The 14,275-nt window shown below is 73.8% G+C and carries 11 protein-coding genes; 7 read left to right on the forward strand and 4 right to left on the reverse strand.

Annotated features, from left to right (window positions below):
- Positions 1–56 precede the first annotated feature (56 nt).
- From GFH48_RS35090 to GFH48_RS35100, 3 genes are read left to right on the forward strand one after another with little or no spacing between them, the layout of a single operon-like run.
- Positions 57–1,049 (forward strand): FAD binding domain-containing protein, encoded by a 993-nt coding sequence (locus tag GFH48_RS35090; RefSeq protein WP_153292087.1) that lies wholly within the window; start codon positions 57–59, stop codon positions 1,047–1,049.
- Complete coding sequence (locus tag GFH48_RS35095; RefSeq protein WP_153292088.1) at positions 1,046–3,190, forward strand: xanthine dehydrogenase family protein molybdopterin-binding subunit; 2,145 nt, start codon at positions 1,046–1,048, stop codon at positions 3,188–3,190. The genes GFH48_RS35090 and GFH48_RS35095 overlap by 4 nt, the downstream gene beginning before the upstream one ends.
- Positions 3,183–4,397 carry an XdhC family protein gene (locus GFH48_RS35100; protein WP_153292089.1) on the forward strand — a complete coding sequence of 405 codons (1,215 nt, stop codon included), beginning with the start codon at positions 3,183–3,185 and terminating at the stop codon, positions 4,395–4,397. The genes GFH48_RS35095 and GFH48_RS35100 overlap by 8 nt, the downstream gene beginning before the upstream one ends.
- Positions 4,398–4,677: 280 nt before the next feature.
- Here GFH48_RS35100 and GFH48_RS35105 read toward each other — a convergent pair whose 3' ends face one another.
- From GFH48_RS35105 to GFH48_RS35115, 3 genes are all read right to left on the reverse strand, one after another.
- Positions 4,678–5,391, reverse strand: a complete 714-nt coding sequence (locus GFH48_RS35105; protein WP_153292090.1) for an HAD family hydrolase — start codon at positions 5,389–5,391, stop codon at positions 4,678–4,680.
- Positions 5,392–5,642: 251 nt separating this feature from the next.
- Positions 5,643–6,119: an Lrp/AsnC family transcriptional regulator gene (locus GFH48_RS35110; protein WP_153292091.1), complete on the reverse strand. Its 477-nt coding sequence runs from the start codon at positions 6,117–6,119 to the stop codon at positions 5,643–5,645.
- Positions 6,120–6,462: 343 nt separating this feature from the next.
- Positions 6,463–7,287 carry a ferredoxin reductase domain-containing protein gene (locus GFH48_RS35115; protein ID WP_153292092.1) on the reverse strand — a complete coding sequence of 275 codons (825 nt, stop codon included), beginning with the start codon at positions 7,285–7,287 and terminating at the stop codon, positions 6,463–6,465.
- Between the two features lie 519 nt (positions 7,288–7,806).
- Here GFH48_RS35115 and GFH48_RS35120 point away from each other — a divergent pair.
- Together GFH48_RS35120 and GFH48_RS35125 are read left to right on the forward strand one after the other, a co-directional pair.
- A complete protein-coding gene (locus GFH48_RS35120; RefSeq protein WP_153292093.1) occupies positions 7,807–8,142 on the forward strand; it encodes a hypothetical protein in 336 nt (111 codons plus the stop codon).
- A gap of 5 nt (positions 8,143–8,147) precedes the next feature.
- Positions 8,148–9,035: a universal stress protein gene (locus GFH48_RS35125; protein WP_153292094.1), complete on the forward strand. Its 888-nt coding sequence runs from the start codon at positions 8,148–8,150 to the stop codon at positions 9,033–9,035.
- 5 nt (positions 9,036–9,040) lie between these two features.
- On the opposite strand, the gene ppk2 is transcribed toward GFH48_RS35125, so the two are convergent.
- Positions 9,041–9,844 (reverse strand): polyphosphate kinase 2, encoded by an 804-nt coding sequence (gene ppk2 / locus GFH48_RS35130; protein ID WP_153292095.1) that lies wholly within the window; start codon positions 9,842–9,844, stop codon positions 9,041–9,043.
- 47 nt (positions 9,845–9,891) lie between these two features.
- Here ppk2 and GFH48_RS35135 point away from each other — a divergent pair, with 47 nt between their 5' ends.
- Together GFH48_RS35135 and GFH48_RS35140 are read left to right on the forward strand one after the other, a co-directional pair.
- Complete coding sequence (locus tag GFH48_RS35135; protein WP_153292096.1) at positions 9,892–12,291, forward strand: phosphoketolase family protein; 2,400 nt, start codon at positions 9,892–9,894, stop codon at positions 12,289–12,291.
- A gap of 218 nt (positions 12,292–12,509) precedes the next feature.
- Positions 12,510–14,270, forward strand: coding sequence for a sensor histidine kinase (locus tag GFH48_RS35140; RefSeq protein ID WP_194280766.1), 1,761 nt, complete (start codon positions 12,510–12,512; stop codon positions 14,268–14,270).
- The last annotated feature ends 5 nt before the right edge of the window (positions 14,271–14,275 follow it).

Genomic DNA, 14,275 nt, shown 5'->3' on the forward strand with positions numbered 1-14,275 from the left:
ACGCAAGTGGCCGAGGTGCCCGATATGAACGGAACGGATGCCAAGGAGGCCGCGGCATGAGGGAGTTCGGTTATGAACGCGCCTTCGACGTGGCCGGCGCGGTCGCCCTGCTGGGCGCCGACCCCGAGGCGCGATGTCTCGGCGGCGGCACCAACCTCGTCGACCTGATGAAGAGCGGGGTGGAGCGGCCCGCACGCCTTGTCGACGTGCGCGAACTGCCCCTGGACCAGATCGAGTTCAATCAGGGTGGCGGGCTGCGCATCGGCGCGACCGTCACCAACAGCGACCTTGCCGCACATCCTGAAGTGCGGCGCCGCTACCCGGCGTTGGCACAGGCGGTCCTGGCCGGTGCCTCGGGGCAACTGCGCAACATGGCCACGGTCGGCGGGAATCTGCTCCAGCGCACCCGCTGCGGCTACTTCACCGACCTCGCGAAACCCTGCAACAAGCGTGCCCCCGGCAGTGGTTGCCCCGCCGTCGAGGGCGAACACCACAACCACGCCATCCTCGGCGCCTCCGCGCACTGCGTCGCCACGCACCCCTCCGACATGGCGGTGGCCCTCACGGCTTTCGACGCCGTCGTCACGTACGAAACGCTCGACGGGCCGGGCGAGTTGCCGCTCGCGGAGTTCTATCTCTCCGTCGGTGACACTCCGCACCGGGAGACCGCCCTGCCGTCCGGCGCGCTGATCACCGGCGTGACCGTGCCCGCGGACCCGGTCGCCGCCCGCTCCCGCTACCGTAAGGTGCGCGAACGCGCCTCGTACGCCTTCGCGATCGGCTCGATCGCCGCCGCGCTCGATGTCCGCGGCGGTGTCGTGCGCGAGGTGCGCCTCGCCTTCGGGGCGGTGGCGTCCCGGCCGTGGCGTGCCCGGGAGGCCGAGCGGGCGCTGCTGGGGGGACCCGCGGACGCCGAGGCCTTCGCCGCAGCGGCGGACGCCGAGCTGGCGGCGGCCGACCCGCTGCCCCACAACGGCTACAAGGTGCCCCTCACGCGCAACCTCGTCGTGGCGACGCTGACCGAACTCACCGAGGAGGCCGCCCGATGACCACCACGACCACCCCGACCGCGACCGGCACTGCGGCCGAGGCCGTCGGTACCGCGCACACCCGGGTGGAGGGCGTGGCCAAGGTGACCGGAGCGGCGCGCTACGCGGGAGAGGTACCCCATCCCGGACTCGCCCACGGCTGGCTGGTGCTGTCCACCGTGGCCCGGGGCCGAATCCGTGCCGTACGGTCCGAGCCGGTCCTCGCGATGCCGGGTGTCCTCGCCGTCCTGCACCACGAGAACGCCCCGCGTCTCAACGCCGGTTACACGAACGCCTTCGGCGTGCCCGACCCGATCGTCCAGGTCTTCCAGCGGGACCGGGTGCCCTACTCCGGCTGGCCGGTGGCCCTCGTCGTCGCCGAGACACCCGAGCAGGCGAGGGAGGCCGCCGAGGCGCTCGTCGTCGAGTACGACGAGGAGCCGCACGACGTCGAGTTCGCCGCCGGGCTTCCCGGTGTGTACACGGCGGAGAGCGCCCCCGCCGGGACGAAGGGCGACCTGGAGGCCGAACTCGCCGCGTCCGCCGTCGTCGTGGACGCCGAGTACAGCACCCCGGAGGAGCATCACAGCCCCATGGAGCCGCACGCGGCGCTCGCGCGCTGGGACGGCGGCCGGCTGGAGGTGATCGACTCCAACCAGGGCAGCAGGTTCGTGGCGGACGAACTGGCCAAGCTGTTCTCGCTCGACCCCGAGTCGGTCCGGGTCCGGTCCGAGCACGTGGGAGGCGGCTTCGGTTCCAAAGGGACCCGCCCGCACTCCGTGGCGGCCGCGATGGCCGCGACCGTGCTGCACCGCCCGGTGCGGGTCGTCATGACCCGGCGTCAGATGTTCTCCCTCGTCGGCTACCGCAGCCCCACGGCGCAGCGGGTCAGGCTCGGCGCCGACACGGACGGACGGCTGCGCGCGGTCGAGCACCGCGCCGAGAGCCTGACCTCGACCGTCCACGAGTTCGTCGAGCGCAGCGCCGAGTACGGGCGGGCGATGTACGGCTCCGACGCGCACCACTCCGTCAGCCGCGTCGTACGGCTCGACGTGCCGACGCCGAGCTGGATGCGGGCCCCGGGAGAGGCGCCGGGATCCTTCGCGCTGGAGTCCGCGGTCGACGAACTCGCCGAGAAGTGCGGCCTCGACCCGATCGAGCTGCGTCTGCGCAACGAGCCGGACGTGGGCCCCGTCTCCGGACTGCCCTTCAGCAGCCGCAATCTGGCCGGGTGCTTCGAGGAGGGGGCCCGCAGGTTCGGCTGGGCGGACCGCGACCCGAGCCCGGGAGTCCGCCGCGAAGGACGCTGGCTGCTCGGCACCGGCACCGCCGCGGCCACCTTCCCCATGCTGTCCGCCCCGTCCACGGCGGCCGTGACCGCGGAGCCCGACGGGACCTTCACGGTACGGATCACCGCCTCGGACATCGGGACCGGGGCGCGGACCGCGCTCACCCTGATCGCCGCGGACGCGCTGGAGACCGCGCCGGAGCGCATCCGGATGCGGATCGCGGACAGCGACTTCGGCCCGGCGATGATCGCCGGCGGATCGATGGGCACCCGTTCCTGGGCCTGGGCGATCCGGGTCGCGGCGGCCGGGCTGCGCGAACGGCTGGTCCTGGGCGGCGGTATCCCACCGGAGGGGATCACGGCACGCTCGGACACCTCCCGGGCCGTCGGCGCGCTGCCGCCGATGGAACGCCACACCTTCGGGGCGCAGTTCGCCGAGGTCGCCGTGGACGTCACCAGCGGGGAGGTGCGGGTACGGCGGATGCTGGGCATCTTCGCCGCCGGCCGCATCGTCAACCCGCTCACCGCGCGCGGGCAGTTCGTCGGCGGAATGGTCTGGGGCCTGTCCATGGCGCTGCACGAGGAGGCGGTCCGGGACCGGGCCACGGGCGGCCACGTCGGTGCCGACCTGGCCGGTTACCACTTCGCCGCGCACGCCGACGTACCGCAGATCGAGGCGGACTGGGTGGACGACCCGGACCCGGACGACCCGGTGGGTATCAAGGGCATCGGCGAGATCGGGGTCGTCGGGGCCGCGGCGGCGATCGCCAACGCGGTCTGGCACGCGACCGGCGTACGCCACCGGCACCTGCCGATCCGGCCCGACCGGGTCCTGCTCGCGGGGGCCGCGGCGGCAGGGGACGCCGGTGCTTGACCTCGCCGACGAACTGCACCGCTGGGCCGACGAGGGCCGGGACTTCGCCGTCGCCACCGTCGTGAACGTCGGCGGCAGCGCGCCGCGCGGTCCGGGCGCCGCCCTCGCCGTGGACGGCCATGGCACTGCCGCCGGCTCGGTCTCCGGCGGATGCGTCGAAGGGGCCGTGTACGACCTGTGCGTCCAGGCGCTCCAGGACGGCCGGACTGTGCGGGAGCGGTTCGGACACAGTGACGCGGACGCCTTCGCGGTCGGCCTGACCTGCGGCGGCGTCATCGATGTCCTGGTCACGCCGGTGCGTGCGGACGCACCGGACCGGAAGGTGTTCGAGGCGGCGCTGTCGGCCGCGGCCCGCGGTGAGCCGGCCGCCGTCGCCAGAGTGGCGCGGGGACCGGCCGGACTGCTGGGCAGGGCGCTGCTGGTCCGGCCCGACCCGGCGTACGGGCCACCGGTCGAGGGAGGTCTCAGCGGTTCCCCGGCGCTGGACGGCACCGCGGCAGGGGAGGCCCGCGGCATGCTCGCGGCGGGGCGCACCGGCACGGTCGAGATCTCCGAAGACGGTTCGCGGTGCCCCGGGGGCGTGACGCTGTTCGTGGAGTCCAGCGTGCCGCCGCCCCGCCTGATCGTCTTCGGCGCCGTCGACTTCGCCACGGCGCTGGTACGGGTCGGCAAGTTCCTCGGCTACCACGTGACCGTGTGCGACGCCCGCCCCGTCTTCGCCACCCGCGTCCGCTTCCCCGAGGCGGACGACATCGTCGTCGACTGGCCGCACCGCTACCTCCGGCGCACCGGGACCGACGAGCGGACGGTCCTGTGCGTGCTGACCCACGACGCCAAGTTCGACGTACCCCTGCTGGAGGAGGCCCTGCGGATGCCGGCGGCCTTCGTCGGGGCCATGGGGTCGCGCCGCACCCACGAGGACCGTCAGCGACGGCTGCGCGAGGCCGGCCTCACCGAGCGGGAGCTGTCCCGGCTGAGATCCCCGATCGGGCTCGACCTCGGGGCCCGTACGCCGGAGGAGACCGCGCTGTCCATCGCGGCGGAGATCGTCGCGGCCCGGGAGGGCGGCACCGGCGCTCCGCTGACCGGCTCGCGGACGCCGATCCACCGCGACGGGGACGGCGTCCGTCGCGACGGGGACAGCGTCCATCGCGAGGGGGACGGGCGTGCGGGCGGTGGCGCGGCCGGGACGCGGGAGGCCGCCTGACGGATGGCGGCCGGGCGCCCGTTCCGGGGATCGGCGCGGTGCCGCGACCGGCGAGCGTTTCGAGGAGCACGTCAAGGACGTGGACCTCGTCCTCGACTTCTCCTGAGACGCCGGGCGGCCGAGATCCGGGACCTCCGCGACTGCGGAAGCCCCGGGCGCGGCCTTCCGAGGCTCAGGACGGGCGTACCTGGAGCGCGCGGAGTAGCGGCGGCCGGGAACTCCCGGACGGCAAGAGGCGGGGTTGCGGGCGTACCGGCGGGTTCCGGGCGTGCCCGCGGGTTCAGGACGTGCCGGAGACGCGCGAGGTCGCGGCCGGGTCCGCGAGCCAGTCGTACGCGGTCCGCGCCGTGAACTCGGCCTGGCCGCCGCGCAGCAGCAGCCCAGCCGTGCCGAACGCCGGGTCGTCGGCCTGCGCGGTGACGTACGGGATCGCGAGGCACCGCATCCCGGCCGCGTGCGCGGCCGCGGCGCCCGGGGCGGCGTCCTCCAGGACCACGCAGTCCGCCGGCGCGGCGCCCAGACGGGCGGCGGCCTCCAGGAAGACGTCCGGTGCGGGCTTGCCGTGCGCCACCTCGTCGGCCGAGACGAAGGTCGTCAGACGGGCCGCCAGGCCGGTCCCCGTCAGGATCGCCTCGATGGCGGCGGCCGAGGAGCCCGAGGCCACGGCCATCGGGACCCCCGCGTCGGCCAGCAGCCCGACGAACTTCCGCATCTCCGGATAGACGTGCGTGCAGGCGCGGGCCAGCTCCAGATAGCGGCGGTTCTTCTCGGCGAGCAGGGCCTCCAGCGGAGCCCGCAGTCCGTAGCGCTCCTTCCAGAGAGTGAGCGTCTCCCGGGTGCTGATGCCCACGTACCGTTCGTGGTCGGCCCAGGTGAAGTCGGTGATGCCGTGCTCGGCGAGCGTCTGCCGCCCGGCTTCGAAGTAGTTCGGCTCGCTGTCCACGAGGGTTCCGTCGAGATCGAAGATGACCGAGGTGCGGCCGAGAGCGCTCATGGGGTCCAGGATGCCAAGTCCCTGCCGGTGAGGGGCCAGGTGCACCCAGGACGAGACACATCCTGCGACGCGCGGATCGGACGGGGGCGGGCGGACCGGACCACGCGCGGACCGGGTGCCGGGCGGAACGAACGGCGGGCGGGCCTGGGGCGTGGGGGCCGGACCGGATCATGGGCGGGCCAGATGGCGCACGGGTCGGACAGGCGACGGGGGCACAGGGGGCGGCAGCCCCGTGCCGGTCCAGGCGCCCGTCAGCCGTTCGGCATCCGGCCGATCGACTCCACCAGCGGCAGCACCCGGTGCGGAACACGTTCGCGCAGCGCCACCTCGGTGCGGGTGCGTACGACGCCGGGCATGCTGATGAGCGACTGGACCACATCTTCCAGGTGGGCGTTGTCGCGCGCCACCACCCGCGTGAGCAGATCGCCGCCGCCCGTGATCGAGAACGCCTCGATGATCTCCGGTACGGCGGCGAGCGCGTCGCCGACCTCGTCGAGACGGCCCTGCGTGACCTCGATGTGCACAAAGGCCAGCACGGGGTGGCCGAGCGCGGCGGGGGACAGCGAGGGTCCCGTGCCGGTGATCACCCCGTCCCGCTCCAGCCGGTCCATGCGGGCCTGGAGCGTCCCGCGGGCGACACCGAGCATGCGGGCGTACTCACGCACGCTGGTACGCGGCTGCTCCAGCAGCAGCCGCAGGATCCGGGTGTCGAGCTCGTCCACGGCCATGGTGCGCCGGCCTTCCTGCCGCCTGAGGTGATCTTCACCGACTGTACCGACGGCACAGTGCGCACCGGTGGCCGATTCCGCGCCGGACCGGCTCCGGCCGGTGTGCCTCGCGCGTCCGTCCGGCCGCGCGACCTTCGCCTTCCCCTCCGCCCGCCTGCCGACGGCACCCGTGCGGCCGACGCCCCTGCGCCACGTGCACCCAGGAATGCGGCGGACCGGGCGGGTCGCGGATGTGAGGGGGGCCGACCGGCGCGGAACCTCCAGCCGGGCGGAGGCCGAGGCGGACGCGCGGCGGCCGGTCCTGGAGCCGGAGCCGCGGAGGACTCCCGTCAGGTGTCAGGTGTCAGGTGCCGGGTGGCGCGGAGGACGGGGACCCGACCTGGTCCCAGCCGTTCACCGGACCGCCGTGCCCGAGGGGGAGGGCGTCCCCCGGGCCCGCCCGCTCGCGGGGACCGGCGGCGCCGTCCGGGAAGCCGTCGAGGGCGACCCGGATCCGCTCCGCGGGAAGGCCGCGCCGGAGCAGGGCACGGGCGGTGGCCCGGACCGTCTCCGCGGGACCGCAGACGTAGGCCGTGGTGTTCCGGGGATCGAACCGGGCCCCGTCCAGGAGGGCGGTGACGGCGCCGACGGAGCCCTCCCAGCCGGGCCCGGGGCGGTCGACGGTGACCGCGCAGTGCGGTGGGCCGTGCGCCGCCGACCAGGCGTGCGTCTGCTGGGCGTAGAGGATGTCGTCCGGGGTGCGGGCGCCGACCAGGACGTTCAGGTGTCCGTACAGCTGAGGTGCGGCGAGCGCGTCGAGGACCAGCGGGCGCAGGGTCGCCGGACCGAGTCCGTCCGCGACGACCAGCAGGTCCTGCCCGGCCGCCCTGTCGAGTTCCCAGCCGGTGCCGAACGGGCCGCGCAACCCGACCCGGCCACCCGGCCGAAGGGCGCACAGGGCGGCCGAGACCGCCTCCACCGACCGAATCGTGAGGGCGATCTCCTGGCGGTCGATGCGGGACACCGGTACCGGGATCGTGCCCACCGCGAGAGCGTGCACCAGGGCGTAGCGGCCGGGCGTGAACGGCGCGAGCAGCCCGGTGCCCGTCGGCGCGAGCGTGAGGGTGACCGTGTCGGCCGTCTCCTCGCGGGCCTGCGTCACCTGATAGGGGAGGGGAACGTCGTCCATGGCCGGCCTCCGCTGCCGTAGGGGCGTACGTACCGATGGGAGGACCGTCCGGTCGCTCACCGGCGAGGGGCACCGGGTCGAGGGTGCTCCTTCCAGCGTGGACGCATGAGCGGGTGGGCACCACACCTCGCCGGGTCCCGGGCGGCCGCACTCGTCGCCGGGGCACTGTCGCCGGGGGGGCGCGGGACGGTGGGACCCACGCCCTCACGCCCCCACACCCTTCCGCCGCGCGCCTCCTCAGGGCCGTTCGGCCCCCGCCGGGGACCTGCGGCCCCTGCACCGCGGCCGGTCGGGGCCAGAGCCTGGAAACGGAACGCCGGCCCGGCCCGGCAGAGGGAGACCACGCAGAGGGAGACCATGCCCGGCACCGTGACCGCTCCATCACCGGCGTCACCCGTCCGGCTTCCTGGTGGGACGACCCGGCGGCGGGCGGCCGCGCACCGGCCGGGCAGGCCGGGCGGGCGGTGCCAGCGGGTGCGGTCCGGGGGAGTGACGTCGCGCGAGGAGGGAATCACCACCATGGTGGAAGGAGCCGCCCGCGTGGTCTCCCACCCCGGGTTGCGGCGCGGCGGGAAACTCGTGAGGGTGGCCGTGCCGGCGTACGGCACGCTCCGGGGCCCGGTCCACGGCACGGTCCGCGACACCTCGGTGACCGGATACGACCCCGGGACACGGCAGGGCCTCGCCGAGGTCCGTCGGCCGCACACCGCGGGCCGGACCGTTTCCGTCCACGGACCCGTCCGCCCGCGATCCGACCACGGGACCCGTCCGCACGCGTCCGTCGACGAACCCACCGCGATGCCGCGCGGTCGGGCCAGGACCGGGATCGTCCGCGATCCCGGCACGGGAAGGTGAGGATCTTGGAGCTTCCCCTCGTCGTGGGCGTCGACGGCTCCGGACCGAGCCTGCGCGCGGTGGACTGGGCGGCGGACGAGGCGGCGCTGCGCGGTGCCCCGCTGCGGCTGGTGAACGCGTCACTGTGGGAACGCTACGAAGGAGTCTCCGCCGCCGGAACGGACCGGCCCCCGGACCAGAAGCTGGCGGAGGACGTCGTCGACGCCGCCACACGGCGCGTCCGTGACCGGCGGCCCGGTACGCGGGTGTCGGCCGACGTCCTGCCCGACGACCCGGTGAGTGTCCTGCTGCACGAGGGACACCGTGCCTGCGCGCTGGTCATCGGCTCGCGCGGCCGCAACGGGCTCGTCGAACTGCTGCTCGGCTCGGTGAGCCTCGCGGTGGCCGCGCGCGCCGACTGCCCCGTGATCGTGCTGCGTGGCGGCCAGGAGAGCCGGGCCGCGGCCGGGGAACACCGGCGGATCGTCCTCGCGGTCGGCGACGGCCCGAACAGTTCCGCACCCGCGCGATTCGCCCTCCAGGAGGCAGAGGCCCGCGGGGCGTCCCTGGACGCGGTACGGGCCTGGCGGTGGCCCGGCCGGGAGCCGACGGACCAGCCGCCCGTCGAGGGGGAACCCGCCCGACGGCACGAGCGGCAGGCGGTGGAGATCCTGGAGTCGGCGCTGGACGGGCCCGCGGCGGAGCATCCTTCGGTGCGGCTCCGTCTGCGGGCCGCCGAGGGGTCCGCCCGCGGCGTGCTGCTGGCCGCCTCGGCCGGGGCGGACCTGCTGGTCGTCGGCGCCGAGCGGCTCCACGCACATGTCGGACTGCCGGTCGGCCGGGTCGTGCACGCCCTTCTGCACCGGTCCGCCTGCCCGGTGGCCGTCGTTCCCGACCGGGCGGGAACACAGTGACCGGCTCAGAGACTCGCCGCGTGGTCGGGGACGTACGTCTGAAGATCGCGCGGCGGGCGCTCGTACCCGGTCGACGGCGGCCGGGGCGGCAGTTCGAGCACCGGCGGGGGCACCTCGTGGTACGGCACCGAGTCGAGCAGATGGGCGATCATGTTCAGCCGGGCGCGGCGCTTGTCGTCGCTCTCGACCACGGACCAGGGCGCTTCCGGAATGTCCGTGTGCACCAGCATCTCGTCCTTGGCCCGGGAGTACGCCTCCCATCGCGTGATCGACTCCAGGTCCATCGGAGAGAGCTTCCAGCGCCGCGTCGGATCCTTCAGCCGGCGCCGGAACCGGTCCTGCTGCACCGCGTCGCTCACCGAGAACCAGTACTTGCGCAGCACGATCCCCGCCTCCACGAGCATGCGCTCGAAGAGGGGGCATTGACGCAGGAAGAGTTGGTACTCCTCCTTGGTGCAGAAACCCATGACGTGTTCGACACCGGCCCGGTTGTACCAGCTCCGGTCGAACAGGACGATCTCCCCGGCGGCCGGCAGATGTTCGACGTACCGCTGGAAGTACCACTGGGTGCGCTCGCGCTCGGTCGGCCTGGGCAGCGCCACGGTCCGCGCGACACGCGGATTGAGATGCTCCGAGACCCTTTTGATCGTGCCGCCCTTGCCCGCCGCGTCACGCCCCTCGAAGACCACCACGAGTCGGACGCCCTCGACGCGCACCCACTCCTGGAGCTTCACCAGCTCCGTCTGGAGCCGCAGCAGTTCCCGCTCGTACACCGCCCCCGGCAACGACGCCGGCCTCTTGCCGCCCATGCCTCCTCCTCTCCCCGCCGACCTGCCCCGATGACTTCGGAGTCACCATGCCCAAGGTCCAACCGTCCAAGGTGGAACAACAGGACGCCACCGTACTGAGCGACGAGGAACTGCGCACCCTGGACGCCCACTGGCGGGCCGCCAACTACCTTGCCGTGGGCCAGATCTACCTGCTGGCCAACCCCCTGCTGACCGAGCCCCTGACACCCGATCACATCAAGCCGCGGCTGCTCGGTCACTGGGGCACCTCACCCGGGCTCAACCTCGTCCACACCCACCTCAACCGGGTGATCAGGGCCCGCGCTCTGGACGCGTTGTGCGTCTGGGGACCCGGTCACGGCGGGCCGGCCGTGCTCGCCAACTCCTGGCTGGAGGGCAGTTACAGCGAGACGTACCCGAACGTGTCGCGGGACGCGGCCGGCATGGAGCGGCTGTTCAGGCAGTTCTCGTTCCCCGGTGGCGTGCCCAGCCATGTCGCCCCCGAGACACCGGGCTCGATCCACGAGGGCGGCGAGCTCGGCTACTCCCTCGCGCACGCCTACGGCGCCGCCTTCGACAACCCGGACCTGCTGGTCGCCTGCGTCATCGGGGACGGCGAGGCGGAGACCGGCCCGCTGGCCGCGTCCTGGCACTCCAACAAGTTCCTCGACCCGGTCCACGACGGCGCCGTCCTGCCGATCCTGCACCTCAACGGCTACAAGATCGCCAACCCGACGGTGCTGGCCCGCATCCCCGAACCCGAACTCGACGAGCTGCTGCGCGGCTACGGCCACGACCCCATCCACGTCACCAGCGACGACCCGCACCAGGTGCACCGGGCCATGGCCGACGCCTTCGACCGGGCCCTGGACCGCATCGCGCTGATGCAGCGCACCGCCCGCGAGGACGGGGTGACCGAGCGCGTGCACTGGCCCATGATCGTGCTCCGCACGCCGAAGGGGTGGACCGGACCCGCGGAGGTCGACGGCCTGCCGGTCGCGGGAACCTGGCGCGCCCACCAGGTCCCGCTGCCCGCCGTGCGGGAGAACCCGGAGCACCTGCGCCAGTTGGAGGCCTGGCTGCGCTCCTACCGGCCCGAGGAGCTCTTCGACGCGGAGGGCCGGCCGGTCGCCGAGGTCCTCACCTGTGTCCCGGAGGGAGCGCGCCGGCTGGGTGCCACCCCGCACGCCAACGGCGGTCTGCTCGTCCGCGATCTGCCGGTCCCCTCCCTCGACCGGTTCGCCGTCCCCGTCGACAAGCCGGGCGGTACCGTGCACGAGCCCACCCGGGTCCTCGGCGAGCTCCTCGAACAGGTCATGAAGGACACCGCGCCCCGCCGCGACTTCCGGCTGGTGGGCCCCGACGAGACGGCCTCCAACCGGCTCGACGCCGTCTACGGCGCCAGCGGCAAGGCATGGCAGGCCCAGACCCTCCAGGTGGACGAACACCTGGACCGGCACGGCCGGGTCATGGAGATCCTCTCCGAACACATGTGCCAGGGCTGGCTCGAGGGCTACCTCCTCACCGGCCGGCACGGCCTGTTCTCCTGCTACGAGGCCTTCGTCCACATCGTCGACTCGATGGTCAACCAGCACATCAAGTGGCTCAGGACTTCGCGCGCGCTGCCGTGGCGTGCCCCGATCGCCTCCCTGAACTACCTGCTCACCTCGCACGTCTGGCGTCAGGACCACAACGGCTTCTCCCACCAGGACCCCGGCTTCGTCGACCACGTCCTCAGCAAGAGCCCGGAGGTCGTACGGGTCTACCTGCCGCCGGACACCAACACCCTGCTGTCCGTGGCCGATCACGTGCTGCGCAGCCGGGACTACGTCAATGTCGTGGTCGCGGGCAAGCAGCCGGGCTTCGACTGGCTCACCATGGACCAGGCCCGCGCCCACTGCGCCCGCGGCGCCGGAATCTGGGAGTGGGCCGGCACGACCGGTGCCGACCGCGAACCGGATGTCGTCCTCGCCTGCGCGGGCGACGTCCCCACCCTGGAGATCCTGGCCGCCGCCGACCTCGTCCGGCGCCATCTGCCCGAACTCGCCGTGCGTGTCGTCAACGTCGTCGACATGACCCGGCTGATGCCGCGCGAGGACCACCCGCACGGCATGAGCGACCGCGAGTACGACGGACTGTTCACCACCGACAAGCCGGTGATCTTCGCCTACCACGGCTATCCCTGGCTCGTCCACCGCCTCGCCTATCGACGCGCCGGCCACCCCAACCTGCACGTCCGCGGCTACAAGGAGATGGGCACCACCACGACCCCCTTCGACATGGTCGTCCGCAACGACCTGGACCGCTACCGCCTCGTCATGGACGTCATCGACCGGGTTCCCGGCCTCGGTGTCCGCGCCGCCGCCGTGCGCCAGCGGATGGCCGACGTCCGCACCCGTCACCACGCCTGGGTCCGGGAGCACGGCACCGATCTGCCCGAGGTCGCCGACTGGAGCTGGACCGGCTGACGACCGGCACGCGTGCGGGGCGTCGGGGTGTCCCGGCGTCCCGTGTGTCCGGTGCCGCGTGTGTCCGGTGCCGTCGCGCGTCGCGGACGCGGTGGGGCGCCGGGGGTCCCCTGGCGTCCCGGTGATGAGAGCGGGGCCCCCGGACAGTACCGTGAAGACACGAGAAGCGGTCCGAGCTGCCTTGTCTGCCTTGTCTGCCCTGTCGGTCGGAGGAAGCGATGAACGGGGACGGGACCCAGGGGCCCGGGCAGCACCTGCCCAGGCTGCGGCTCGATGAGCTGCTGGGCGAGCTGCAGGTGCGTATCGACGCGGTGCGCGGCACCAGGGACCGCCTGCACAGCCTGCTGGAGGCCGTCCTCTCGGTCGGACGGGAGCTGGACCTGCCGCAGGTGCTGCGCAGCATCGTGGAGGCCGCCGTGGTGCTGGTCGACGCCGAGTACGGGGCACTCGGCGTGATCGGCGGCGACCGGAAACTGTCCGAGTTCCTGACCGTCGGCATCGACGAGGACCGGCGCGCGCGGATCGGGGCGCTGCCCAGCGGGCACGGGCTCCTCGGCGAGCTGATCCGGCACCCGGTGCCGCTGCGCCTGCCGGAGCTCTCGCGGCACCCGGAGTCGTACGGTTTCCCCGCCCACCACCCGCCGATGCACTCGTTCCTCGGAGTGCCGATCAGAGTCCGCGACGAGGTGTTCGGCAACCTCTACCTCACGGAGAAGCGCAGCGGCACTCAGTTCGACGCCGAGGACGAGTCGGTCCTGTCGACGCTCGCGGTCGCGGCCGGGGTGGCCATCGAGAACGCGCGGCTGTACGAGGAGACGCGGCTGCGCGAGCGGTGGCAGCGGGCCAGCGGGAAGGTCACCAGCGTCCTGCTGACCGGCGCGCCCGGAGCGGAGGTGCTGGAACTGATCATCGACGAGGCGCGGAAGATCGTCTGCGCGGACATGGGGATGATCGCGGAGCGGGTGCCGGGCGAGGAGGCCCTGCGCCCGGCACTCGCGGTCGGCCTCGGAGCGCGGGAGCGCGGCGGCCTGGTGCTGTCCTGCCGGAACGGCCTCGTGGGAGCCGCGCTCGCCACGGCCGAGCCGGTGGTCAGCGCCGACATCACGCACGACGCCAGGTCCGGCGCGGACGCGGCCCCCTGGGCCGGGCTCGGGCCCGTGGTGGCGGTGCCGCTGGGGACCAGCGGAATGGCGCGCGGAGTGCTGCTGCTGGGGCGGGCGCCGGGCGGCGTGCCGTTCGGTGACGCGGACACCGGGCCGCTGCTCGGGTTCGCCGACCAGGCCGCCCTGGCCCTGGAACTGGCCGAACGCCGCCGGGACGCGGAACAGATCGCGCTGCTCCAGGACCGTGACCGCATCGCCCGCGACCTCCATGACCTGGCGATCCAGCGGCTCTTCGCGGCGGGGATGACGCTGCAGAGCGCGCAGCGCTTCATGGAGCACCCCGAGGGGAGGGAGCGGCTGACACGGACCGTCGACGACCTGGACGACACCATCAAGATCATTCGGTCCACGATCTTCGGTCTGCGCGCGCACGGCGCCGGTACCGCCGAGGGCGGCGGGCTGCGCGGCCGGGTCTCGCGGGCGGTGACGGCGTCGGCCACCTCGTTCGGGTTCTCGCCCGCCCTGCGGATCGAGGGGCTCGTGGAGACCGACGTCCCCGGCGAGATCGCCGACCACGCCGTCGCGGTGCTCGGAGAGGCGCTGAGCAACGCGGCCCGGCACTCCGGGGCACGGGCCGTGGACGTCCGGCTCCGGTGCGGCGGGGGCGAGTTGACGCTCACGGTGACCGACGACGGCCGCGGGGTGCCTCGCGGGGCCGGACGCAGCGGGCTGCGGAACCTGGAGGAGCGTGCCGTCGCCCTGGGTGGGTCCCTGACACTCGGCGAGAGGCCGGAGGGCGGCGGTACGCGGCTGGTGTGGCGGGTGCCCGTTGCCCCGACCGACGCGCCGACGGCCGGGGCCACGGGGGGCGTCTGAGACGG

The organism is Streptomyces fagopyri (assembly GCF_009498275.1).
GTDB classification, from domain to species: Bacteria; Actinomycetota; Actinomycetes; order Streptomycetales; family Streptomycetaceae; genus Streptomyces; species Streptomyces fagopyri.

Coding starts and splice junctions, on each gene's coding strand:
- GFH48_RS35090 (WP_153292087.1), top strand. CDS start 57: ATGAGGGAGTTCGGTTATGAACGCGCCTTCGACGTGGCCGGCGCGGTC.
- GFH48_RS35095 (WP_153292088.1), top strand. CDS start 1,046: ATGACCACCACGACCACCCCGACCGCGACCGGCACTGCGGCCGAGGCC.
- GFH48_RS35105 (WP_153292090.1), bottom strand. CDS start 5,391: ATGAGCGCTCTCGGCCGCACCTCGGTCATCTTCGATCTCGACGGAACC.
- GFH48_RS35110 (WP_153292091.1), bottom strand. CDS start 6,119: ATGGCCGTGGACGAGCTCGACACCCGGATCCTGCGGCTGCTGCTGGAG.
- GFH48_RS35115 (WP_153292092.1), bottom strand. CDS start 7,287: ATGGACGACGTTCCCCTCCCCTATCAGGTGACGCAGGCCCGCGAGGAG.
- GFH48_RS35120 (WP_153292093.1), top strand. CDS start 7,807: ATGGTGGAAGGAGCCGCCCGCGTGGTCTCCCACCCCGGGTTGCGGCGC.
- ppk2 (WP_153292095.1), bottom strand. CDS start 9,844: ATGGGCGGCAAGAGGCCGGCGTCGTTGCCGGGGGCGGTGTACGAGCGG.
- GFH48_RS35135 (WP_153292096.1), top strand. CDS start 9,892: ATGCCCAAGGTCCAACCGTCCAAGGTGGAACAACAGGACGCCACCGTA.
- GFH48_RS35140 (WP_194280766.1), top strand. CDS start 12,510: ATGAACGGGGACGGGACCCAGGGGCCCGGGCAGCACCTGCCCAGGCTG.